Origin of the sequence: Pseudomonas anguilliseptica (assembly GCF_021375795.1) — a bacterium.
GTDB lineage: Bacteria > Pseudomonadota > Gammaproteobacteria > Pseudomonadales > Pseudomonadaceae > Aquipseudomonas > Aquipseudomonas anguilliseptica_A.
Window position 1 is genome coordinate 360,895 of the sequence record NZ_JAEIOI010000002.1, and the last position, 24,262, is coordinate 385,156.

19 protein-coding genes are annotated in these 24,262 nt (G+C 61.2%); 5 read left to right on the forward strand and 14 right to left on the reverse strand.

What is annotated here, in order from left to right; translation table 11 throughout:
* Nucleotides 1–2 precede the first annotated feature (2 nt).
* Nucleotides 3–1,229, forward strand: coding sequence for a PilT/PilU family type 4a pilus ATPase (locus tag IOD17_RS09545; protein WP_233684863.1), 1,227 nt, complete (start codon nt 3–5; stop codon nt 1,227–1,229).
* Nucleotides 1,230–1,258: 29 nt separating this feature from the next.
* On the opposite strand, the gene IOD17_RS09550 is transcribed toward IOD17_RS09545, so the two are convergent.
* From IOD17_RS09550 to IOD17_RS09595, 10 genes are all read right to left on the reverse strand, one after another.
* Nucleotides 1,259–1,984 carry a substrate-binding periplasmic protein gene (locus IOD17_RS09550; RefSeq protein WP_233684864.1) on the reverse strand — a complete coding sequence of 242 codons (726 nt, stop codon included), beginning with the start codon at nt 1,982–1,984 and terminating at the stop codon, nt 1,259–1,261.
* Nucleotides 1,985–2,056: 72 nt separating this feature from the next.
* Complete coding sequence (locus IOD17_RS09555) at nt 2,057–4,012, reverse strand: acetoacetate--CoA ligase (protein WP_233684865.1); 1,956 nt, start codon at nt 4,010–4,012, stop codon at nt 2,057–2,059.
* 186 nt (nt 4,013–4,198) lie between these two features.
* The gene (locus tag IOD17_RS09560; protein ID WP_233684866.1) at nt 4,199–5,107 is read right to left on the reverse strand and encodes a hydroxymethylglutaryl-CoA lyase; all 909 of its coding nucleotides are present in this window, start codon (nt 5,105–5,107) and stop codon (nt 4,199–4,201) included.
* Between the two features lie 177 nt (nt 5,108–5,284).
* Nucleotides 5,285–7,246: an acetyl/propionyl/methylcrotonyl-CoA carboxylase subunit alpha gene (locus IOD17_RS09565; protein ID WP_233684867.1), complete on the reverse strand. Its 1,962-nt coding sequence runs from the start codon at nt 7,244–7,246 to the stop codon at nt 5,285–5,287.
* On the reverse strand, nt 7,243–8,043 hold the full coding sequence (locus tag IOD17_RS09570) for a gamma-carboxygeranoyl-CoA hydratase (RefSeq protein WP_233684868.1): 801 nt from the start codon (nt 8,041–8,043) through the stop codon (nt 7,243–7,245). Before IOD17_RS09570 ends, IOD17_RS09565 begins: the two co-directional genes overlap by 4 nt.
* A 36-nt stretch (nt 8,044–8,079) precedes the next feature.
* Nucleotides 8,080–9,687, reverse strand: a complete 1,608-nt coding sequence (locus IOD17_RS09575; RefSeq protein ID WP_233684869.1) for a carboxyl transferase domain-containing protein — start codon at nt 9,685–9,687, stop codon at nt 8,080–8,082.
* Nucleotides 9,688–9,705: 18 nt separating this feature from the next.
* Nucleotides 9,706–10,869, reverse strand: a complete 1,164-nt coding sequence (locus IOD17_RS09580; protein ID WP_233684870.1) for an isovaleryl-CoA dehydrogenase — start codon at nt 10,867–10,869, stop codon at nt 9,706–9,708.
* A 29-nt stretch (nt 10,870–10,898) separates the two neighbouring features.
* Nucleotides 10,899–11,300: a MerR family transcriptional regulator gene (locus tag IOD17_RS09585; RefSeq protein ID WP_233684871.1), complete on the reverse strand. Its 402-nt coding sequence runs from the start codon at nt 11,298–11,300 to the stop codon at nt 10,899–10,901.
* A 145-nt stretch (nt 11,301–11,445) separates the two neighbouring features.
* Complete coding sequence (locus IOD17_RS09590) at nt 11,446–11,790, reverse strand: low molecular weight protein tyrosine phosphatase family protein (RefSeq protein WP_233684872.1); 345 nt, start codon at nt 11,788–11,790, stop codon at nt 11,446–11,448.
* Between the two features lie 6 nt (nt 11,791–11,796).
* Complete coding sequence (locus IOD17_RS09595; RefSeq protein WP_233684873.1) at nt 11,797–12,729, reverse strand: LysR family transcriptional regulator; 933 nt, start codon at nt 12,727–12,729, stop codon at nt 11,797–11,799.
* A 159-nt stretch (nt 12,730–12,888) separates the two neighbouring features.
* Here IOD17_RS09595 and IOD17_RS09600 point away from each other — a divergent pair, with 159 nt between their 5' ends.
* Nucleotides 12,889–14,118, forward strand: a complete 1,230-nt coding sequence (locus IOD17_RS09600) for an acyl-CoA dehydrogenase (RefSeq protein ID WP_233684874.1) — start codon at nt 12,889–12,891, stop codon at nt 14,116–14,118.
* A 53-nt stretch (nt 14,119–14,171) separates the two neighbouring features.
* Here the strand turns inward: IOD17_RS09600 and IOD17_RS09605 are convergent, their stop codons facing one another.
* The 4 genes from IOD17_RS09605 to xthA form a co-directional block, all read right to left on the reverse strand.
* Nucleotides 14,172–14,375 carry a hypothetical protein gene (locus tag IOD17_RS09605; protein ID WP_267925804.1) on the reverse strand — a complete coding sequence of 68 codons (204 nt, stop codon included), beginning with the start codon at nt 14,373–14,375 and terminating at the stop codon, nt 14,172–14,174.
* 4 nt (nt 14,376–14,379) lie between these two features.
* Complete coding sequence (locus IOD17_RS09610; RefSeq protein ID WP_233684875.1) at nt 14,380–15,366, reverse strand: TerC family protein; 987 nt, start codon at nt 15,364–15,366, stop codon at nt 14,380–14,382.
* Nucleotides 15,367–15,487: 121 nt separating this feature from the next.
* Nucleotides 15,488–16,870, reverse strand: coding sequence for a phosphate ABC transporter substrate-binding/OmpA family protein (locus IOD17_RS09615; RefSeq protein ID WP_233684876.1), 1,383 nt, complete (start codon nt 16,868–16,870; stop codon nt 15,488–15,490).
* Nucleotides 16,871–16,974: 104 nt separating this feature from the next.
* Nucleotides 16,975–17,790 carry an exodeoxyribonuclease III gene (gene xthA / locus IOD17_RS09620; protein ID WP_233684877.1) on the reverse strand — a complete coding sequence of 272 codons (816 nt, stop codon included), beginning with the start codon at nt 17,788–17,790 and terminating at the stop codon, nt 16,975–16,977.
* A gap of 142 nt (nt 17,791–17,932) precedes the next feature.
* Here xthA and IOD17_RS09625 point away from each other — a divergent pair, with 142 nt between their 5' ends.
* The 3 genes from IOD17_RS09625 (at nt 17,933) to IOD17_RS09635 (ending at nt 24,065) form a co-directional block, all read left to right on the forward strand.
* Complete coding sequence (locus IOD17_RS09625; protein ID WP_233684878.1) at nt 17,933–18,574, forward strand: GNAT family N-acetyltransferase; 642 nt, start codon at nt 17,933–17,935, stop codon at nt 18,572–18,574.
* A gap of 98 nt (nt 18,575–18,672) precedes the next feature.
* Entirely contained in the window at nt 18,673–20,400 is a 1,728-nt protein-coding gene (locus IOD17_RS09630) for an autotransporter assembly complex protein TamA (protein WP_233684879.1), read from the forward strand.
* The gene (locus tag IOD17_RS09635) at nt 20,397–24,065 is read left to right on the forward strand and encodes a translocation/assembly module TamB domain-containing protein (protein WP_233684880.1); all 3,669 of its coding nucleotides are present in this window, start codon (nt 20,397–20,399) and stop codon (nt 24,063–24,065) included. The genes IOD17_RS09630 and IOD17_RS09635 overlap by 4 nt, the downstream gene beginning before the upstream one ends.
* Nucleotides 24,066–24,262 lie beyond the last annotated feature (197 nt).

Genomic DNA, 24,262 nt, shown 5'->3' on the forward strand with positions numbered 1-24,262 from the left:
TTATGGACCTCAACGCCATGCTGAAAATCCTGTCCAGCCAGGACGGGTCCGACCTGTATCTTTCCACCGGGGCGCCGCCCTGCGCCAAGTTCAATGGCGTGCTCAAGGCGCTCAGCGCTGAGCCATTAAAGGCCGGTGAGGTGGCGGCCATTGCTGATTCGGTGATGGATAGCGCGCAGCGCGAGGAGTTCGAGCGTGAGCTGGAAATGAACCTGGCCATCTCGATTGCCAGCGTCGGGCGCTTTCGCATCAATATCTTCAAGCAGCGCAACGAAGTGTCGATTGTCGCGCGCAATATCAAGATGGACATCCCCAGGTTCGAGGATCTGAAACTGCCGGAAGTGCTGCTCAAGACCGTGATGGAAAAACGCGGTCTGGTGCTGTTTGTCGGTGGTACAGGCTCCGGCAAATCGACTTCCCTGGCGGCGCTGATCGACTACCGCAACCGCAACAGCGGCGGGCATATCATCACCATCGAAGACCCGGTGGAGTACGTGCATAAGCACAAGAAGTCGATCATCAACCAGCGTGAAGTCGGCGTGGATACCCGCAGCTTTCATGCCGCGTTGAAGAACACCCTGCGTCAGGCGCCGGACGTGATCCTGATCGGTGAGATTCGCGACCGCGAAACCATGGAACATGCCCTGGCCTTTGCCGACACCGGCCACCTGGCGATCTCCACGCTGCACGCGAACAACGCCAACCAGGCGCTGGATCGCATCATCAACTTCTTCCCCGAAGACCGCCGGCCGCAGCTGCTTAACGATCTGGGTAACAACCTCAAGGCGTTTGTCTCCCAGCGCCTGGTCAAGACCATCGACGGCAAGCGCCGCGCAGCAGTGGAGGTGCTGCTCGGCACCCCAACCATTCGCGACCAGATCAAGCGCAGCGACTTCTCCGAAATCAAGGAAACCATGGAGAAATCGAAAAACCTTGGCATGCAGACCTTCGATCAGGCGCTGATCGATCTGGTCAACGAGGGCTCAATCGATGAAGAAGAAGCGGTGAAAAACGCCGATTCGGCGAACAACGTGCGGCTCAAGCTCAAGCTCTACCGCGACAACCCCGCTGCGCCTGCCGCACCTGTCGCAGCGCCTGCGCCCGTGGCTGCCGCCCCCCGTCCAGTCGCGGCACCTGCTGCTTCCGCTGCCGAATGGGGGCTGGAATTGAAGCTGGAAGATATCGAAGAGGAGCAAGTGCCAGAGGACCCCGGCCGCAAGGGCATTTGAAGTCCCGGTTGTGAGCAGGTTGTGCGCCGTTAGCGCTCGGGTTGGTAGGCATCTTGAATACGCTGGATCATGCCTTCGGCACGTAGCGCTGCAACGGCCTTGCGCAGATCTTCCTGCAATTGCGCATCACAGTCTTTCGAGCAGGCCAAGTACATGTCGGTGCTGGCCAGCACAGGGCTCATCTGCAAACGATTGTCGCTGTGTGGCCACAGATACAAGCCTTCCGGCACGCCGGTAAACCAGGCATCGACACGCCCTAGCTCAAGCATGCGCGCGGGATTATCGCCAAGCTTGAGGCTGACAATCTGCTCCTCAACAAACCCATTGCTCTTGAGAATCTCCATCTGCGCGGTGCCATGCCCGACGGCAATACGCCGGTAACGCTGGCGAGCCTCGGCAAAGTCGGCCACCGGCGCATCGAGGCTGAAAAAGGCGCGCTCAAGCGGCATGATCGGCGCGATCCAGCTGTACAGCGCTTCGCGCTCCGGGGTACGCGAGAGCGGGATGATCAGCAGATTCTTCCCGCGGCTGACCCGCTGCTGGGCACGAGCCCAGGGGGTGACATGGATATGGCTGAGATAGCCCGCGCGGGCAATCGCGGCCAGTGTCACATCGCCAACCATGCCGTAACCACCCTGAAAGCTGACAAAAGTCAGTGGTGGCGCGTCCGGCATATGCAGTTCCAGCGGTTCCTGTGCTGCTGCGCTCAGGCTCAGCGAGGTTAGGACAGCGAGACAGATCCAGCGCACAGCCACGGCAGCACTCCAACAACGACTGGTTTGGAGTATAAGCACTGCGCGCCGGGCTCGGCTGGAGTTTTGGGTACGTTAGTCCCGCAGTTCTGCCAGGTCGCGGTACAGCTCCAGCGCCTGTGGGTTGGCCAACGCATCGGTGTTTTTCACCGGCTTGCCGTGCACCACGTTGCGCACCGCCAGTTCGACGATCTTGCCGCTGATGGTACGTGGGATGTCGGCCACGGCGATGATCTTCGCCGGCACATGGCGCGGGGTGGTGTTGGCGCGGATCATCTGACGGATCTGCGTTTGCAGCGCGTCGCTCAACTCCACGCCGTCGCGCAGACGGACAAACAGCACCACACGCACGTCGTCGTCCCACTCCTGGCCGATGGCGATGGATTCCAGCACGGCTTCGACCTTTTCCACCTGGCGGTAGATCTCGGCGGTGCCGATGCGTACGCCGCCGGGATTCAGTACCGCGTCACTGCGGCCATGGATCACCAGACCGCCGTGGGCAGTGATTTCGGCGTAATCGCCATGGGCCCAGATGCCGGGGAAGGTGTCGAAGTAGGCTGCCTGGAACTTGCTGCCATCTTCATCCTTCCAGAAGCCAATCGGCATGGACGGGAAATGCTGCGCGCAAACCAGCTCACCTTTCTCGCCTGTCACTGCTTGGCCGGCGTCATTCCACACTTGTACGTCCATGCCCAGGCCTTTGCACTGCAACTCGCCGCGCCACACTGGCAACACCGGGTTACCGAGGGCGAAGCAGGAGACGATATCGGTGCCGCCGGAGATGGATGACAGGCAGACATCGGCTTTGATCTCGCGGTAGACGTACTCGAAGCTTTCATGGGACAGCGGCGAGCCGGTCGACAGAATCGCCTTGAGCCGTTGCAGCCTGTGCGTGCTGCCGGGCTTGACTCCAGCTTTTTCCAGGGCCGCGAGGAATTTGGCGCTGGTGCCGAAGATGCTGATATTTTCCGCGTCGATCAGGTCGATCAGGCGCTCGGCACCTGGGTGGAACGGCGAGCCGTCGAACAGCACGAGGGTCGCACCCAGGGCCAGGCCGGAGACCAGCCAGTTCCACATCATCCAGCCGCAGGTGGTGTAGTAGAACAGCGTGTCTTCGGCGTGCAGGTCGGTATGCAGGCCAAGCTCCTTGACGTGCTGCAGCAAGGTGCCGCCGGCGCCATGTACGATGCACTTGGGCACGCCGGTGGTGCCGCTGGAATAGAGGATATACAGCGGGTGATCGAACGGAACCTGGGTGAACTCGGGCTCGCCGCCGGCCTGGTAGAAGTCCTGCCACAGCGCGACCTTGGCCGCTGAATGGAAATCGGCTGCCTTGGTCTGGGTGTTGGAGTAGGGCACCACAATCAGCTGCTCAAGCGAGGGCAGGCGCTCGAGGATTTCATTGAGCTTGGCGGTCAGGTCGAGGTTCTTGCCGGCATAGCGGTAACCGGCGGCAGCGACCAGGATCTTGGGTTCGATCTGGCCGAAGCGGTCGATTACTCCCTGGGTGCCGAAGTCCGGCGAGCAGCTCGACCAGGTGGCGCCGAGGCTGGTGCAGGCGAGCATGCCGACCAGGGTTTGCCAGGTATTGGGCATAAAGGCAGCAACGCGGTCGCCAATACCTACGCCAGCTTCACGCAGGCTGCGTTGCAGGCCCGCGACATGGGCGGCCAGTTCGGCGTAACTCAGTTGCTCGCGCGATCCGTCTTCGCCAATGGCGATCAGGGCCGGGTGGTGATCACGGCGGCGCAGCAGATGTTCGGCAAAATTCAGGGTTGCGCCAGGAAACCAGTGGGCGCTGGGCATGGCCTTGCCTTCCTGCAACACCGCGCCGGGTTGTGCACTGAAACGCACTTCGAAGAAGTCGACCACCGCCTGCCAGAAAGCTTCACGCTGCGCCACGCTCCAGGCGTGCAGGGCGGGATAGTCGACTAGCTGCAGGTCGTGGCGCTGATTGACGAAGCGGCGAAAGCTGTCCATCCGGGTTGCTGCGATACGTTCGGCAGAAGGCGTCCACAGGGGCTGTTGCATCGTGCTTCCTCATCATTCTTGTTGTGCGGCTTGAGCGTGCAAGCCTACTGGCTGCTGCCTGGCTTGCGGCGGCCGGTGCGCGACAGATCCGCCACGGCAGTTACTGCTGCTGTAGCCGCTGTGCACCGCGCTCAGGCAGCCGGCAGCGAGCCTGAGTGCGGCGCTTTACAGGGTGTAAATAAAACCTTACGTCTCGGCGTTAGCCAGCTTGGCCCGTGCCACCCGCGAGCCGTTGGGCTTGTCCAGCACTGCGCAAATGCGCTGTCCGGCGGCGATCAGTCGGCCCATGTCGATGCCGCTTTCAATGCCCAAACCCTGGAGCAGGTACAGCACGTCTTCGGTTGCGACATTGCCGGTGGCGCCTTTGGCGTACGGGCAACCGCCGAGACCTGCGACCGAGCTGTCGAATACGCTGATGCCTTCCTGCAGGCTGGCGTAGATATTCGCCAGCGCCTGGCCGTAGGTGTCGTGGAAGTGTCCGGCCAATTTGTCTCTGGGAATATCGCGGCCAACCACCTCGAACAGCTTGCGGGTATCGCCCGCCGTGCCGGCCCCAATGGTGTCACCCAGGGATACTTCGTAGCAGCCCATCGCATGCAGCTCGCGAGCCACGCTGGCGACCTGCTCGGGCGGCACAAAGCCGTCATACGGGCAGCCCAGCACGCAGGAGACATAACCGCGCACGCGGATGCCATGCTGTTTGGCGGCATCCATAACCGGTACGAAACGCTCCAGGCTTTCGCTGATCGAGCAGTTGATGTTTTTCTGTGAGAAGGCTTCTGACGCCGCGGCAAACACCGCCACTTCGCGTACGCCAGCTTCCAGCGCGCCTTCAAAACCTTTCAGATTGGGTGCCAGAGCGGCGTAGGTGATGCCCGGCAGTTGCTGGATCTGCGCAAATACCTCGGCGGAACCGGCCATCTGCGGCACCCACTTGGGCGAGACAAAGCTGCCGACCTCGATATAGCCCAGGCCAGCGGCGGACAGGTCATCGACCAGGCGCACCTTGTCGGCCACGCTGATCGGCTGTTTCTCATTCTGCAAACCGTCGCGCGGGCCGACTTCGACCAGGCGCACCTGTTTGGGTAGGTTCATCGTTGCCTCGTTGTTTATTTCGATGGGTATCGCGCTGCTCAACCCATCCTACGTTGATGTGCTTGTAGGCGCGGGCTTGCCCGCGATAAACGCGCTGCTATCTGTGGGAGACGCGTTAGCGGCGAGCGTTCTGTCGCTGTTATCGCGGCTAAAGCCCCTCCCACAGAGGTCATCCATTTATGCGCTGATTGCTTCCAGCTCCACCAGCACCGTACCTTCGCTGACCATCTCGCCCTCGCTGCAATACAGCGCCTTAACCGTGCCTGGATGCGGCGCGCGAATGCTGTGCTCCATCTTCATCGCCTCCAGTACCACCAGCGCAGTGCCGGCTTCGACCTGCTGGCCGGTCTCGACCAGCACGCGCACGATACTGCCGTTCATCGGGGCCGTCAGGCCACCGTGCTGCTGATGACTGGCTTCGACTTCGGCAATTGGGTCGACGCGGTGGATGCTGCGCAGCTCGCCGGCATAGTGCAGATAGAGGCTGTCGCCGCGGCGAATCGCCAGATGCTGTTGGCGCACGCCATCGCTTTCCACCGACAACGTTTCGCCTTGCAGCTGTACGGTGGACGTCGCGGCGTGGCGCAGACGAATCACCTGGCGCTCGTTCTGGCAGCTCAGGTGCAGATCGGTTTCCGCCGGCAGGCCCAGACGTAGGCCGTTGTTGCGTGACCAGGGTGAATGGTAATCGTCGTGGCGCTGCTGCGGCGCTTCACTCTGCACAAAGGCCTCGGCAGCCAGCTGCCAGAATTCGGTCGGCAAATCGGTTGCCGGAGGCAGTAACTGAGCTTCGTGACGCGGAATAAAGCCGGTATCCAGCTCTGCGTTGGCAAAGGCCGGATGGGCCAGCACACGTTGCAGGAATGCCAGGTTGGTTTTAACGCCGCCTACGCAGGTTTCCTTGAACATGGCCAGCAGACGCAGGCGCGCCTCTTCGCGGTTTTCGCCCCAGGCAATCAGTTTGCCGAGCATCGGGTCATAGAAGGGCGAGACTTCATCGCCTTCGCTGACGCCGCTGTCGACACGACGACCTGGTCCGGCATTGGCTTCGCGGTACAGCGTCAGAGTGCCGGTAGCCGGCAGGAAGTCGTTGTCCGGATCTTCCGCATACAGCCGTACTTCGATGGCATGGCCAATCAGCGGCACCTGCTCTTGGGTAATCGGCAGTGGCTCACCACGGGCGACGCGAATCTGCCAAGCCACCAGGTCCAGCCCGGTGATCAGCTCGGTCACCGGGTGCTCGACCTGCAGACGGGTGTTCATCTCCATAAAGAAGAAGTCGCCGCGCTCATCCAGCAGAAACTCTACGGTACCGGCGCCAACATAGCCGATGGCCTGGGCGGCCTTGACTGCGGCTTCCCCCATGGCGCGGCGCAGCTCTGGCGATAGGCCCGGAGCAGGGGCTTCTTCGACGACCTTCTGGTGGCGGCGCTGGATCGAGCAGTCGCGCTCATTCAGGTAAAGGCAGTTGCCATGCTGGTCGGCAAATACCTGGATTTCCACATGGCGCGGTTTGAGTACGTATTTTTCCACCAGCATGCGCGAGTCGCCGAATGACGACTGCGCTTCGCGCTGGGCGCTGGCCAGGGCTTCGGCCAGTTCGCTTTCGCGCTCGACCACCTTCATGCCCTTGCCGCCGCCACCGGCAGCGGCTTTTAGCAGCACCGGATAACCGATCTGTTCAGCGGCCTTGCGGAAGGTTTCCACATCCTGCGCTTCGCCGTGATAACCCGGCACCAGCGGCACACCGGCCGCTTCCATCAGTGCTTTGGCGGCGGATTTGCTGCCCATGGCGTCGATGGCCGAGGCGGGTGGGCCGAGAAAAATCAAACCGGCGGCTTCGATGGCCCGGGCAAAGCCGGCGTTTTCCGAAAGGAAGCCATAGCCTGGGTGGATGGCTTGAGCACCGCTGGCCTTGGCGGCGGCAATCAGTTTGTCGATCAGCAGGTAGCTGTCCGCCGGTTTGGCGCCGCCGAGATTGACCGCCAGATCGGCTTCGCGCACATGGCGGGCGCTGGCGTCGATGGCGCTGTGCACTGCCACGGTCTGGATGCCCATAGCTTTGGCCGTGCGCATCACCCGGCAGGCAATCTCGCCACGGTTGGCCACCAGCAGGGTGTCGATAGGCTTAAGGCTCATGCTTGTGGCTCCTGCCATGCGGGTTTGCGTTTATCCAGAAAGGCACGCAGACCTTCCTGACCTTCGGGGCTGACGCGGATACGGGCGATAGCGTTTTCCGTGTAGCGGCGCAGCGCCGGGGTCAGCACGCCGCTGCCGACTTCGCGCAGCAGATCCTTGCCCGCCAGCATGGCTTGCGGGCTGTTGAGCAGCAGGTTATCGATCCAGGTGTTTACTGCCTCATCGAGCTGGTCTGCCGGGTAGCATTCGGCAAACAGCCCCAGTTCCTGAGCGCGCTGGCCGCTGAAACGCTCGGCGGTCAGGGCATAGCGCCGTGCAGCGCGTTCGCCGATGGCCTGTACAACAAAGGGGCTGATCACCGCCGGTGCCAGACCGATGCGCACTTCGGACAAGCACAGCTGGGCATCAACGGTGCCGATGGCCATATCGCAGCAGCTGATCAAACCCAGCGCCCCACCAAAGGCCGCGCCTTGCACCACGGCCAGGGTGGGAATCTTCAGTTGATACAGGTTGTGCATCAGCTCGGCCAGTTCGCGCGAATCGGCCAGGTTGGCGGTGTAGTCCAGGGTCGCCGCGTGCTGCATCCAGGCCAGGTCCGCGCCGGCGGAGAAGTGCTTGCCACGGCCGCGCAGCAGCAGGAAGCGCAGGCTTTTGTCGGCCATCACCGCATCGAGGGCGAGAATCAGCTCGCGGATCATCTCGGCGTTAAAGGCGTTGTTCTTGTCCGCGCGGTTGAGCCAGAGCGTGGCAAAGCCGCGTGGGTCTGTTTGCAGTTCTAGGGTGTTGAAGTCGGTCATGGTCTGTCGCTCTAGAATCCGGGGCAGGGCGCTGCCTTACATGCGGAACACGCCAAAGGTGGTCGGCTCAATCGGCGCGTTAAGGCTGGCGGACAACGCCAGGCCCAAGATGTCGCGGGTTTGCGCCGGGTCGATAACGCCGTCGTCCCACAGGCGGGCGCTGGAGTAGTAGGGGTGACCCTGGCGCTCGTACTGTTCGAGGATCGGCTGCTTGAGCTTGGCTTCATCTTCGGCGGAAAAGTTCTGCCCGGCGCGGGCAGCCTGTTCGTGTTTGACCTGCACCAGCACGCCGGCGGCCTGTTCGGCACCCATTACGCCGATCCGTGCATTCGGCCACATCCACAGGAAGCGCGGGTCGTAGGCGCGGCCACACATGCCGTAGTTACCGGCGCCGAAGCTGCCGCCGATGATCACGGTGAATTTCGGCACCTTGGCGCAGGCCACCGCGTTGACCAGCTTGGCACCGTGCTTGGCGATGCCACCGGCTTCGTACTTCTGCCCGACCATAAAGCCGGTGATGTTCTGCAGGAACAGCAACGGAATGCCGCGCTGGCAGGCCAGTTCGATAAAGTGCGCGCCTTTCTGCGCCGATTCGGCAAACAGGATGCCGTTATTGGCGAGGATCGCTACCGGATAGCCGTGGATATGCGCAAAGCCGCAGACCAGGGTGGTGCCGAACAGCGCCTTGAACTCATCGAACACGCTGCCATCGACGATGCGGGCGATGACTTCACGCACATCGAAGGGCTGCTTGGCATCTGCCGGGATCACCCCGTATAGCTCATCAAAGCTGTACAGCGGATTGATCGGCGTACGGTTATTCAACACGCCGAGCTTGCGCCAGTTGAGGTTGGCAATTGAGCGGCGCGCCAGGGCCAGGGCGTGTTCGTCGTTGTCGGCGTAATGGTCGGCCACACCGCTGGTCTTGCAGTGCACATCGGCGCCGCCAAGGTCTTCAGCGCTGACCACTTCACCGGTTGCTGCTTTTACCAGCGGCGGGCCGGCGAGGAAGATGGTGGCCTGGTTGCGCACCATGATCGCTTCATCCGCCATGGCCGGCACATAAGCCCCACCAGCGGTGCAGGAGCCCATGACCACGGCGATCTGCGGGATGCCCATGGCCGACATATTGGCCTGGTTAAAGAAGATCCGCCCGAAGTGCTCGCGGTCGGGGAACACCTCATCCTGGCGCGGCAGGTTGGCCCCGCCGGAATCCACTAGGTAGATGCACGGCAGGCGGTTCTGTTGGGCGATGGTCTGCGCGCGCAGGTGTTTTTTCACCGTTAGCGGGTAATAGCTGCCGCCTTTCACCGTGGCGTCGTTGGCCACGATCATGCATTCCACTCCCTCGACTCGGCCGATGCCGGCCACTACACCCGCCGCCGGCACCTCTTCGCCATACACCTCATGGGCGGCCAGTTGGCCGATTTCCAGAAACGGCGAGCCGATATCCAGCAGGCGGTTGATCCGTTCACGGGGCAGCAGCTTGCCGCGCGAGGTATGGCGTTCCTGGGCCTTGGCCCCGCCGCCTTCATGAACACGAGCGAGCAGGGCGCGCAGGTCGTTTACCTGAGCGAGCATCGCCGCGCTATTGGCAGCGAACTCCGGTGAGCGGGTGTTGATCTGGGTGTGCAGAATGGCCATCTGGCGCGCTCCGTCAGGCTATTTGGTTTCGTTGAACAGTTCGCGGCCGATCAGCATGCGGCGGATTTCACTGGTACCGGCACCGATCTCATAGAGCTTGGCATCACGCAGCAAACGGCCGGCCGGGTATTCGTTGGTGTAGCCGTTACCACCGAGCAGCTGGATGGTGTCCAGGGCCATCTTGGTGGCCATTTCGGCGGTGTAGAGGATCACCGCAGCAGCGTCCTTGCGCGATTCCTCGCCACGGTCGCAAGCCTTGGCCACGTTGTACAGGTAGGACTTGGAGGCATTCATGCCGGCGTACATGTCGGCCAGTTTGCCCTGCACCAGCTGGAATTCGCCGATCGACTGCTTGAATTGCTGGCGCTCGTGCACGTAGGGCAGCACCACGTCCATACAGGCTGTCATGATCCCGGTCGGGCCGCCGGAGAGCACGGTGCGTTCGTAGTCCAGGCCGCTCATCAGCACGCGCACACCGCCGCCTTCGGCACCGAGAATGTTCTCTTCCGGCACTTCGCAATCCTCGAACACCAGTTCGCAGGTGTTGGAGCCGCGCATGCCCAGCTTGTCCAGCTTCTGGTGGCGGGAGAAGCCCTTGTAGTCGCGCTCGACGATAAATGCGGTCATGCCGCGCGAACCGGCACTGACATCGGTCTTGGCGTAGATCACGTAGGTGTTGGCGTCCGGGCCGTTGGTGATCCACATCTTGTTGCCGTTAAGCACGTAGCGATCGCCGCGTTTCTCGGCACGCAGCTTCATCGACACCACGTCGGAGCCAGCGTTGGGCTCGCTCATGGCCAGGGCACCGACGTGTTCGCCGGAGCACAGCTTGGGCAGGTACTTGGCCTTCTGCTCATGGGTGCCGTTCTTGCGAATCTGGTTCAGGCACAGATTCGAATGCGCGCCGTAGGATAGGCCGACCGAAGCCGAGGCGCGGCTGATCTCTTCCATGGCGATGACATGCGCCAGGTAGCCCATGTTGGTACCGCCGTATTCCTCTTCCACCGTCATGCCGAGCAGGCCCATGTCGCCGAACTTGCGCCACATGTCCATGGGGAACTCGTTATCGCGGTCGATCTGCGCCGCGCGTGGGGCCAGCTCGGCCTGGGAGAACTGATACACCGAGTCGCGCAGCATATCGATGATCTCGCCAAGGCCGAAGTTGAGGGTTGGGTAGCTCATGGTTCCACCTGTAATTTTTAGAGTTAATTTCAGGATTTAAGTGGTTGTTTCTTATTAGTTTCAGCCAGGGCTGCCAGGCAGCGCTCCTCGGCGGTATCCAGTTCAAGCTGCATCTGTTCGATGTCCAGCAGTTGCTGCTGTAGCTGGGCGCGGCGCTCGGCGATCTTCGCCATAAAGGTGTGCAGCTGTTTGTGGTTGCCGTGCACCGGGTCGTACAGCTCGATCAGCTCTTTGCACTCGGCGAGGGAAAAGCCGATGCGTTTGCCGCGCAGGATCAGCTTGAGGGTGACCTTGTCCTTGGCGCTGTAGATGCGTTCCTGGCCGCGCCGCTCGGGGCTGAGCATCTGCTGTTCTTCATAGAAGCGAATGGCGCGGGTGGTGATATCCAGCTCGCGGGCCAGTTCGGAGATCGAGTAGGTGGTGGCGGACATACGGCAGCGCTCTTGTTTACCTTTACGTTAACGTAAACTTGCTGGCCGCTGTAGTCAACCAGAGCGCGTGCAGCGTTATCGGGCTGATCAAACCTGACACGGGTTTATGAGTTGAAAACTGTTATCTGATAGAGGCTTGCGGTGTTTATCTAGAAAAGTAAGGAGGTACACGCTGCTGCAGAATCTGCACCAGCGCGGGCTCCATAAAGGCGTAGTCGTCAGGAATGTTCAGGCTGTGGATGCGCTTGTTGCCAAGCTGGCGGCGAAATTTCTCGGCCAGCTTGCGCCGATGGCGGCTTTCCATCACCAGAATCAATTCGGCCCACTCCAGCAGCTCGGGGCTGACTGGGTTGTCGGCATCGCGGTTGACCCCGGCCGAGGCGGTTTCAACTCCAGGCCAATTGGCGAAAACCTGTTCGGCGGTGGGGCTACGCAGGCGGTTCTTGGCGCAGATAAACAGCACCCGTAGTGGTGCACCCGAACTGGCCACACCGAATCAGCCCTGGGCCTTGTCGGCTTTCTTTTCCTGAGCCATGGCTTGCTGGGAAATCTCGATGATCTGCTCGCGCATCCAGCGGTTAGCCGGATCCTGATCGGTGCTTTCGTGCCAGTAGAGGTGAGTTTCCAAGGGCGTCATGTCCTTGATCGGCAGTTCGACAAAATGCAGGTCGTTACGCCGGGCAAAGCGCTCCGGCACGGTCATGGCCATATCCGTGCTTTGCAACACGGTGGTGGCCATCAGGTAATGCTGCGAGCGTAGGGCAATCTTGCGCTGGATGCCCATGCGGCCCAGAGCCAGGTCGACATGGCCAAGGCCACTGCGGCGGCTGGAAATATGGATGTGGGTCAGGCCCATGTATTCATCCAGAGTGATCTTGTCTTTGGCCAGTGGGTGGCCGCGACGCAGGGCACAGACGTAACGGTCTTCCATCAACTTAACGTGGCGCACCTGTGGGTCGGTATTCAGCGGGGCGTCTACGGCAAAGTCCAAGCGACCGGCGGCCAGCTCCTTGGTGGTTTCGCGGCGCCGCGCCAGCATGCTTTCGATATTCACATTGGGCGCCATACGGCGCAGGCGCTGGAACAAAGGCGGCAGGACGATGGCCTCGGTGAGGTCGGTCATGCTGATGCGGAAGGTCTTGTTGGCCTGGGCCGGGTTGAAGATGCGGCTTTCCTGCACGGAGATGCGCAGCTGCTGCAATGCGTTGCGCACCGGACCGATGATGTTCTGCGCCATCGGAGTGGGCACCATGCCCTGGGCGGTGCGCACAAACAGCGGGTCATTGAAGGTTTCCCGCAGACGCGCCAAGGCGTTGGAGACGGCGGGCTGGGTAATACCGACGATCTGTCCGGCGCGGGTTAGATTGGCCTCGGTGTAGATGGCATCGAAGACGACAAAGAGGTTGAGGTCGACCTTGTTCAGATTCATTGCACGCTCACTCCGAGTGATGATCGCTATCAGTGGAACATATATCGGTGATGAATGTTAATACACGGCGAGAATAGATTAGATAAATCCTAAGCCCTGTTCTAGCATCATTTCCACTTCACCGAATCCCTCATAATCAGCGTCAGAAGGTAGCCACCCATGGATTTCGCCTACTCCCCCAAGGTTCAGGAACTGCGTGAGCGCGTCACCGCGTTTATGGAGACCCATGTCTATCCAGCCGAAGCCGTGTTCGAGCAGCAGGTCAACGAGGGCGACCGCTGGCAGCCCACCGCGATCATGGAAGAGCTGAAGGCTAAGGCCAAAGCTGAAGGCTTGTGGAACCTGTTTCTGCCGGAATCCGAGCTGGGCGCCGGGTTGACTAACACCGAATACGCGCCGCTGGCGGAAATCATGGGCAGCTCGTTGATTGGGGCCGAGCCGTTCAACTGCGCCGCGCCGGACACCGGCAATATGGAAGTGCTGGTGCGCTATGCCAACGAAGCGCAGAAGGAACAGTGGCTCAAGCCGCTGCTGGACGGCACCATCCGTTCCGCCTTCGCCATGACCGAGCCGGGTGTGGCATCAAGCGACGCCACCAACATGGAAGCCCGCGCGGTACGTGAGGGTGACGAGTGGGTGATCAACGGCCGTAAATGGTGGACTTCCGGCGCCTGCGATCCACGCTGCAAGATCATGATTTTCATGGGTCTGACCAACCCGGACGGCCCACGCCACCAGCAGCACTCGATGATTCTGGTGCCGATGGACGCCCCAGGGGTGAAAGTCCTGCGTCCGCTGCCGGTATTTGGTTACGACGATGCGCCGCATGGTCACGCCGAAGTGCTGTTCGAAAACGTCCGCGTGCCTTACGAGAACGTGCTGCTGGGTGAGGGGCGTGGTTTCGAAATTGCCCAGGGTCGCCTTGGCCCAGGCCGCATTCACCACTGCATGCGTTCCATCGGCATGGCCGAGCGCGCACTGAAACTGATGTGCGAGCGCTCGATCAGCCGCACCGCCTTCGGCAAACCGCTGGCGCGCCTGGGTGGCAATATCGATCACATCGCCGACTCGCGTATGGAAATCAACATGGCGCGCCTGCTGACGTTGAACGCGGCTTACATGATGGACACCGTGGGCAACAAGATCGCCGCCAGCGAAATCGCCCAGATCAAGGTGGTGGCACCCAACGTTGCGTTGAAGGTGATTGACCGTGCCATCCAGATCCACGGTGGCGCCGGTGTGTCCAACGACTTCCCGCTGGCCTACTGGTACGCCATGCAACGCACCCTGCGTCTGGCCGACGGCCCGGATGAAGTGCACCGCGCGGCGATCGGCAAGTTCGAGATCGGCAAGTACGTGTCCAAGGACATGATGAAAGCCAGCCGCTGATTGCTTCAGTGAAACGCACAAGGCCCGCAATTGCGGGCCTTGTGCGTTGTGGGTCAGTGCGCGCTTTCCGGCGGAGCGTAGTGGCCAGCCAGCTCGCTGCTTTGTTGCAACCAGAGCATGCGCATATGCAACTGGGCGGCGAAGGCGCGGGCGGCCTGCTCTTCGTGAAAGGTCAGGGCGCGACGGCCCATGCGCACTTGCCAGTGCAACTGGCCGCGTTGCAGCAGCGGTTCGATGACGATGGCGGGTGGGTTCACGCGGTCAATCCTTTGAAGGGTGGTCTCGGGTTCGTAGCAGCGACAATATCACGCCACCGGCCAGCAAACCGAGGGTCAAGCCCAGCGAAAGCAGAGCAGGGACCTTGACCAGATCATGCAGAAAAATCTTGCCACCGATAAACATCAGCACCAATGCCAAGGCGTACTTGAGGTAGATAAACCGGTGCATCAATGCCGCCAGGGCGAAGTACAGCGAGCGCAGGCCGAGGATGGCGAAGATGTTCGAGGTGTAGACGATAAACGGATCCTGGGAGATAGCCAGTACCGCCGGTACGCTGTCTACGGCAAATACCAGATCAGCCAGTTCGATCAGCACCAGAGCCAGCAACAATGGCGTGGCATAGAGCAGAGGTTTGCCGCTGACCTTATCGGGCAGGCGCACCAGAAAGCGTCCCTCATGCATCTCGTCGGTGACGCGCATGTGCCGGCGCACGAAGCGGATCATCGGGTTTTGTGCCAGGTCCGGGTGAGATTCCTCATCATTGCTGCGCAGCATCTTGACGCCGCTGAACAGCAAAAATGCGCCGAAGATGTAGAGAATCCACTCGAACTCCCGCACCAGCGCCGTGCCCAGGCCAATCATGATCGCGCGTAGCACGATCACCCCGAGGATGCCCCAGAACAGCACGCGATGTTGAAAACGCCGGGGAATGTTGAAGTAGCCGAGAATCATCGCCATGACGAACACGTTGTCCATCGACAGTGACTGTTCGACGAGAAAACCGGTGTAGTACTCCAGCGCCTTGGTTGCACCGAGCTGCCACCATATCCAGCCGCCAAAGGCTACACCGACGCTGAAATAGCCGCTGTACAGCAGCAGGCTTTCGCGCATTTCGATTTCATGCTGGTCGCGATGCAGCACGCCGAGGTCGAGTACCAGCAGGCTGATAATCAGGAGCAGAAAGGCCAGCCAGAACCAGCCGGGGGTGCCCAACAGCGGGGCAGTGAGCAGGCTTGTCAGGCTATCCATGGAGCCACCTCGAATGTCAGCCTAAGTTGAAATCAACTCAGTGACTCCGACATCACGGTGAAGGCTCACCGCCAGAGGGGCCCGGCGTCACGCATGGCTAAGATTAGCAGGGCGCTAGCGCTCAGTAGACCCAGACTTCAACACGCCGATTCTTGATTCGGCCTTCGTCGGCGCTATTGGCGGCCACGGGGAGCTCATCACCCAGTCCCATGATGTCGCGGAAGATCACCCCGTCTTTATTCAGTTCACGGCGGACCGCCATTGCGCGCAGCTTGGAGAGCAGTTCAGCCCGCGCCGGATCAGCCTTGGCATCACCGAACCCAACCAACACCACCTTGTTGTGCAGCTTGTCCTGCTCGCGCAAATAGCGCTTCAAACGGTTGAGATCGCGCAGGGCTTTGTTGTCGAGGCTGGCGCTGCCTTCCTGAAAACGGAAGTTCACTGACAATCGCTGGGCTTTTTCCGCTAGTTCCTGGTAGTTCGTCGGCATATGAGCCTGGCTGGGGATCTTCACGGCCTGTACGGTCTGCGCGATAAACCCGCTCTGCTCGACAATCGCCTGCCCACGTGGGCTGTGGGCAAACTGCACCAGGGCGCGGGCCCAGGGATTGTTCAGCTCCGGTTGGTTATAAAGAAACAGGCGGCGCGACAGAGGATAATCTTCGGTAGCAATCAGAGTCAGGCTCGGCAGCATCGGCTGCGAATCACCTGCGGCAATCGCCACTGCCTTGGCCTGGCGGATATAGGGCAGGCCGATAAAACCGATGCCGTTGGGGTCCTGACTGACCGAATCGGAGAGCTTCTCGCTGGATTCGAAGCGCTTAGCCGTGCCGCTCAAGGTTTTGCCATTGGCGCTCAGTACCAACTCCTTGAAGGTATCGAAGGTGCCTGATTGGTCATCGCGGGCGTACAGAGTGATGGGGCCTGCTGGTCCACCCAGTTGCGCCCAGTCGCGGATATCGCCGGCAAAGATCTGCGCCAGTTGCATGGTATTCAGCGCTGCCAGTGGGTTGCTGGGGTGCAGAATGATTGCCAGGCCATCCAGAGCAATGATCTGCTCGGCGGCCGGACTTTTCAGGTCTCCCAACGGCTGCAGACTGTTGGCCTCACTGTCTTTTATCGGCCGGGAGGAGGCGGCGAGGTCGGCACTGCCGTCGCCCAGGGCGGTAAAACCGGTGCCCGAACCGTGCGCGGCCACTTCGATACTCACGCTGCGTCCGTCGGCAGCCTTGCCACTGACAATCTGCTCGTTCTCGGCATTGCCGGCTGCAATGCGAATTGCGTTAAGCCCCTGTTCCTCAAGCAAACCTTTGACCAACGCTGGGCCAAGCCGTGCGCCAATGGTGTTTGAACCCTGGATACGCAGCACGCTGCTGTCGCCATTGGTCAGCGGTAGGGCGGCGAACACCGACCAGGGCAGGGCATAGCAGATTGAACCGAGCAGCAGAAAACTGATAGTGCGGGTCCAGGTTTCGCGATCGGAAGCAGAGTGGGTGCGCAGCATGCGGCAAACACCTTATATGGGTGAGTGAAAGTGCCGCGACGATAAGACAAACAAGTGACTGCAATATGACAGTCACTCATTCATGCAGGGGCTCTGTGCTGAGTCTATTGGCCGAGTTCCAGCCAGATGGGGGCGTGGTCCGAGGGCTTTTCCATGCCACGCAGGTCGTAGTCGACACCGGCATCCTTGATGCGTTCTTGCAGCGCCTGGGAGGCCAGAATCACATCAATACGCAGTCCGCGTTTGGGTTCATCTTCGAAGCCCCTGCTACGGTAATCGAACCAACTGAAACGGTCATTCACCGCCGGGTTGAGATGGCGGAAGCTGTCGACCAGCCCCCAGTTCTTCAAGGTGGCCAGCCACTCGCGCTCTTCCGGCAGAAAGCTGCATTTTCCGGTTTTCAGCCAGCGCAGGCGGTTTGGCTCGCCAATACCAATGTCGCAATCTTCCGGGGAGATGTTGATGTCGCCCATTACCACCAGCGGTTGCTCAGGGCTGAACTGACTGACCAGCAGGTCTTGCAGGTCGGCATAGAAGCGCTGTTTAGCCGGAAACTTGGTGGGGTGGTCGCGGCTTTCACCTTGCGGGAAATAACCGTTCATCACCGTTACCGGATTACCTTGGGCATCGGCGAAGGTGCCATAGATAAAGCGCCGCTGCGCGTCTTCGGCATCACCGGGAAAACCCTTGTGCAGGCTCAGGGGCTCCTGGCGTGAGAGCAGGGCGACACCGTAGTGCCCTTTTTGCCCGTGGTAATGCACGTGATAACCGAGCTGACGAATCTCTGCCTCAGGGAACTGCTCGTCGGCCACTTTGGTTTCCTGCAAACCGATTACGTCCGGCTGATGTTTGTCGATCAGCGCTGCCAGTTGATGCGGTCGAGCACGCAGGCCATTGATATTGAAGGAGACGATCTTCATGGGCGGCAGTCCTGAATAAAGCAGCGGGAAAGCCGGCAATGCTAGCCCAGCGAGCGCGCCATCTGCCAGCCTGTGGCGGTGCTGGATAGCCGGTGCTAACGTGGCTGCAGGCCCAATAAATCAAGAACAACAGAGGTCCCTGATGCCCGACAGTCTCGCCGAAGTCCGTCTGCTCGACGGCGGTTATGCCCGTGAAGCCCGCTCCCTGCTGTATCAGGCCTACCGCCATGACCCCACGTTTGCCTATCTGTTCGAGGCCGAGCGGCCGGGCTATGACCAACGGGTACGCGCCACCGTGCGTGAGCTGGTGCAACAGCACTTTGCCGAAGACCTGCCCGCCATCGGTTTGCTGATCGATGACCGGTTGATCGGCATGGCCCTGATCGCACCACCGCAGCGGCGGATGGACATCACCGAAAGCTGGGCCTGGCGCATGCGCATGTTGCTGACCACCGGATTTCGCTGTACCAAGCGCTACCTGGAATACCACGATGCGGTGATCGCCTGCCTGCCGCCGGGGCCGTATCACGTGCTGCCGTTAATCGGTGTTCACCCGCAATACCAGGGCAAACGCCTGGGTGAGCAGCTGCTCGAAGCGCTGCACAACTGGTGCGCAGAGGACGCCAGCTCGCAGGGTGTGGTGCTCGACACAGGCAACGCGCACTACCTGGACTTCTATAAACGTCAGGGCTATGAGGAAATCGGTGAGGTGGCCATTGGCCCGATTATCGAGCACGTGTTCTTCCATCCCAGCCCGCAGGTTACCGTCAAGGCCAGCGCCTGAAATCGGCGGCGCGGTCTGTCTGCTGACATATCGCGTCGCAACTATTTGCCTGCACTGCGGCTCTAAGTCGGCCCTTGGCTCGTGCTAGCATCGCCTTCATGCGTGTTTTTCCCAACCTAGTCAGTGGCGTCTGCCTGCTTTTGTTGAGTGCTACGGCCCTCGCCGAAGCGCAGTTGCGTGTGCGGGTTGAACCGGCCAATAGCGCGTTGAAAAGCAATATCGAAGGCTATATCGGTAGCCTGGGCGAGCGTGATGCCGAGGCCTTGCAACGCTATCGCCGTGTGGCCGAGAACCAGGCCGAAAAAGCCGCCCAGGCACTGGGCTATTACCAGGCACAGATCACCACCGAGGTAAGCGAGGGCGCAACACCGCGCCTGACCTTGCGTATTCAGCCAGGTGAGCCGGTGCGCTTGCGTGATGTGGTGGTGCGTATCGAGGGCCCGGCCACTCAGTTGCGTGCCTTTCGTACCCCCAATGACCCGCAACTGCGCAGTGGCGCGCAGCTCAATCAAGGGCATTACGATACCGCCAAGCGTGAAATCCAGAACCAGGCGTCGCGTTATGGTTTCTTCGCCGGGCGCTTCAGCCACCAGCGTTTGACGATTGACCCGGAGGCCGGGGTGGCGGATATCGAGCTGGTCTACCTCAGCGGGCCGCGCTACCAGCTTGGGGCCGTGCAGTTTACCGGTGATGCGCCCTTCGATGAGCAGTTACTGCAACGCATGGTGCCGTTCCCCGCGAGCACGCCCTATGACTCGGCACTGATTGCCGAGCTGTATCAGGCGCTGCGTTCCAGTGGGTATTTCGAGTCCGTGCAGGTGGACGCCAACCCCGGCAGTGCTGTGGGCGAGCAAATTCCGGTGCAGGTTCAATTGCAGGCGCGCAAGCCGCGCAGCATGGGCCTTGGCTTGGGCTTTTCCACCGACGTTGGCCCGCGTGGCAGGGCCAATTGGACGCGGCACTGGGCCAACCCGCAAGGGCATAGCTATGGCGCGGAGTTCGAACTGTCGGCGCCGCGGCAGAATGTTGGCCTGTGGTACGACGTGCCGCTAGATCCGCCGCTTACCGACAAACTGCGCGTGGCCGGCGGCTACCAGGCTGAAGACCTGGCCAACACCGACAGCAGCAGCCGCCTGCTGACCTTCGGCCCGGAGTGGCACAGCAAACTCGACAACGGCTGGCAGCGTGTACTGTCGTTGAAATGGCAGCATGAGCAGTACGACCTGGGCGATGACGCCGGCACCAGTACGCTACTGATGCCCGGCATCAGTTATTCCTACCTGCACAGCGATAACCAGATCGACCCCAACCACGGCTACCGCCTGCAGTTCGATCTGTCCGGCGCGGCCAAGGGGCTGTTGTCCGATGCCAACGTGCTGCACGGCAATATCCAACTCAAAGGCCTGACTACGCTCTTCCAGCGCCATCGGGTGCTGGGTCGGGTGCAGTTGGGTGGCACCGAATCCGACGGGTTTGCCAAGGTGCCGCCATCGCTGCGGTTCTTTGCCGGGGGCGATCAGAGCGTGCGCGGTTATGACTACCAGAGCCTGTCGCCGGAGAACCGTGCTGGCGACAAGATCGGCGGGCGCTATCTGTTTACCAGCAGCCTGGAATACCAGTACAGCCTGACCGAGCGCTGGCGCCTGGCGAGCTTCTTCGACCAGGGCAATACCTTTGATTCGCTGGAAATTCCCTCGCTGAAAAGCGCGGTGGGCGTTGGTGTGCGCTGGGTATCGCCGCTTGGACCGTTGCGCCTCGATCTGGCGCATCCGCTGGATGATCAGGGCGGTGTGCGTCTGCATTTCTCCATGGGGCCGGTACTGTGAAGCGCGGCCTGCGTTATGCGCTGTTCAGTCTGCTCGGGCTGCTGCTTGCACTGGTGGTCAGTTTGAGTTTGCTGCTGGGCACCCAAGGCGGCAGCCGCTGGTTAGTGGCGCAAGTGCCAGGCTTGCAGGTCGACGAATTCGCTGGCCGCCTGGGCGGCAGCTGGAGTGCGACACAGCTGCGCTGGCAGCAGGGTGAGAACAGCGTGCAGGTGATGGCGCCTCGCCTGGAGTGGTCACCTACCTGCCTGTTGCGCCTGACCTTGTGTGTCGCGCAACTGCGCAGCGGGTCGATCAGCCTGGTATTCCCGGATGATCAGCAGCCCAGCAGCGAGCCGTTCACCCTGCCGGACCTGAGCCTGCCGCTGGCACTGCAACTGGGGCAGGTGCAGATCGACAGTCTGCAGCTTAATGGCGTCGAGCAGCTGCAAGGACTGCAATTGGCGGCGCGTTGGACTGCGCAGGGCATTCAGATTGATAACCTCAGCCTGCACACCGCCGATCTGCAGCTGGCATTGCAGGGGCAGCTGCAGACCTCGGGCAACTGGCCACTGCGCCTGAACGGACAGCTGCAATTACCGGCACCCGAACAACAGGCCTGGCCGCTGGCGCTGCAGCTCGAAGGTGAACTGCGCGAGCGGGTGCAATTGACAGCCAGCAGCAGTGGCTATCTGCAGGGTGAACTGACGGGCTGGCTGCAGCCGCTGGCAGAGCACCTGCCGGCGCAATTGCGTTTGCAGGTTGCGGCCTTCAAAGCCAGCGCTGAGTTGCCCGACACCTTGAATCTTGAGCAGCTTGTGCTCAATGCCCAGGGTGATCTACAGGACGGCTACCAGATCACGGGCGGTGCCAGCCTACCGGCAGCCGAGGGGCCGATAACCCTGGCGTTGGCAGGGTTGCTCAAAGCCGATGGCGCTGCGATCAGCAATTTGAGCTTGGTCGCCAGCCCGGAGCAGCAGGTACAACTCAGCGGCGAACTGAACTGGCAGCAGGGCTTGAGCCTGGACAGCCGCTTTAACTGGCAGAACTTCCCCTGGCAGCGCCTCTATCCACTGGAGGAGGCGCCGCCTGTAGCATTGCGGATGCTCAGTGGTGAGCTGGCCTATCAGGATGGCAACTACCTCGGGCATTTTGCCGCCGAGCTGGATGGCCCGGCTGGCGCCTTTAGCCTGCAAAGCCCTTTGAGTGGCGATCTGCACAAGCTGTATCTGCCTGAGTTGCGCCTGCAAGCCGGACAGGGCCGCGCCGAAGGTCAGGTCAGCCTGGGTTTTGCCGAGCAACTGAGCTGGGATGTGCGCCTGCAGTTAAGCCAGTTTGACCCCGCCTACTGGCTGGCCGAGTTGCCCGGCAGCTTGGCAGGTCCACTCAACAGCTCGGGCAGTTTGATCAATCAGCAGCTCAACCTTAATGCCGATATCGACCTTGACGGTCGTTTGCGCGGGCAGCCGGCCAAGCTCCTGGCGAAATTTGCCGGCGGCCTGGAGCAGGGCGAGCTAAGTGCGTTGGATATCCGCCTGGGCGATAACCGCATCAGCGGTAAAGGCGCTTTGCAGCAACAACTGAGTGGTCAGTTGCTGCTGGCGATGCCGCGTCTGGGCCAGCTATGGCCGGGTTTGCAGGGCCAACTCAATGGTCAGCTTGATCTGGCCGGCAATCTGCAAGCACCACAAGGTCAGCTGCAACTGCAAGGGCAGCGCCTGGCTTTTGCAGAGCAACGCATACAACAGCTCAAACTCGACGCCAGCCTGAACAGCGCCCAGCGTGGCCAGATCACTCTACAGGCGTTGGGCATTGCGCTGGGCGAAACCGAGCTGGGACGTCTGGATGCAAACGTCACGGGCAATCAGCAGCAGCAAAGCCTTGAGCTGCAACTGCAAGGCCCGCTACTGAACAGCCAACTGGCCTTGGCCGGAAAATTGGATAACGGTAACTGGCGCGGCAGCCTGAGTCGGGCGGAGGTGCAAAGCAGCGGTCAGGATTGGCGGCTGCAACAGCCGGCCACGCTGGTGCGGCTGGCCAGCGGGCAGCTCAGCCTGGGCGCGCATTGCTGGCGTTCGGGTGAGGCCAGCCTGTGTGGCACAGAGCAGCGCCTGCTGCCGCAACCCAAGCTGAACTACCAGCTGAGCAACTTCCCCATGGACAGCCTGGCAGCGCTGTGGCCCAAGGATTTCGCCTGGGAAGGCGAGTTGAACGGCCACCTGCAACTCGATCTGCCGGCCAGCGGGCCGAACGGCAGTCTGGCGCTGGATGCTGGCAGTGGCGTCTGGCGTATTCGTGATCAACAACAGTGGTTGGACTTTGCCTACGACAGCTTGCGCCTAAGCGCGCAATTGCGCCCGCAACGCATCGACAGCCTGTTGGAGTTACATGGTCCGGCTATCGGTGAGCTGTCGCTGCAGGCGCAACTGGACCCGCGCCCGGCGAGCAAACCACTGTCCGGCAGCTTCCGCCTGAACGGGCTCGACCTGGCCCTGGCACGCCCGTTTGTGCCGATGGTCGAGCGTATTGCCGGGCAGCTGAATGGTGCTGGCATGCTCTCCGGCGGGCTGCTGGTACCGCAGATCAACGGCAGCTTGCGGGTGCAGGGCGGTGAGATTGCTGGTGGCGATCTGCCGATGAATATCGAGCAACTGCACCTGCAGGCGCGTATCGAGGGTGAGCGGCTGCAGCTGGAGGGTGATTGGCGCAGCGGCGAGCAAGGACAGGGCAGCCTCAATGGCGAGTTGAACTGGGCCGATGGATTGCTGGCCGATATGCAACTGCGCGGCAGCCATCTACCGGTGACGGTGGAGCCTTACGCAGCGCTGGAAGTGGAGCCGGACCTGCGTTTAAGCCTGCGTGATGAGCAGCTGTCTGTGGCCGGCAAGGTGTTGATCCCCAGTGGCAAGATCGAAGTGCGTGAGCTGCCGCCTTCGACCGTGCAGGTATCCAGCGATGCCCAGGTGCTTGGACGTGACAGCGCGGCACAACAGGCCACAGCGATTGCCATGGATATCGATGTCGAGGTTGGTCAGCAGCGCCTGACTTTCAGCGGCTTTGGTCTGAATGCCGAGTTGCTCGGCCGGGTGCATATCGGCAATGACCTCGATACTCGTGGCGAGCTTAGTCTGAACAAGGGGCGTTTTCGCGCCTATGGCCAGCGCCTGAATGTGCGCCGGGCGCGTCTGCTATTCGCCGGGCCGATCGATCAGCCGTTTCTCGATATCGAGGCGGTGCGTCAGGTCGATGACGTCACCGCTGGTCTGCGTTTGAGCGGCAACGCGGCGCAACCCACCAGCACGGTATTTTCCGAGCCTGCAATGAGCCAGGAGCAGGCGTTGTCCTACCTGATCATGGGTCGGCCGTTGGGGCAGGGCGGCGGCGATAACAACATGCTGGCGCAAGCCGCGCTGGCCCTGGGCATGGCCGGCAGTGCGCCGCTGGTCAACAGCCTGGCGCAAGGCCTGGGGATCAGTGATTTTCAGCTCGACACCCAGGGCAGTGGCGTGACCACCAGTGTGGTGGCCGGCGGCAATTTATCGGAACGCCTGAGCCTGCGTTATGGCGTTGGGGTATTCGAGCCAGCGAACACCATCGCCTTGCGTTACGAGCTGAGTCGGCGGCTCTATCTTGAGGCTGCCAGCGGGCTGGCCAGTTCGCTTGACCTGTTCTATCGACGCGACTTTTAGCAAGCCATTTTTCTGCGGGGCGATGCTGGATTAAGCCAGTTAGTTCGCGTTTAAATTGCGCCCCTCGCTCAAAACGTCTGAGCGTTGAAATCTAAACAGTGAAAACCACTATCGCAGTCTTCATATACTGACCGCCGCTGATCACCGGGCAGTCGTTGTGCTGACTGGTATAGCCCGATCCGTTGTTTACAGGCGCG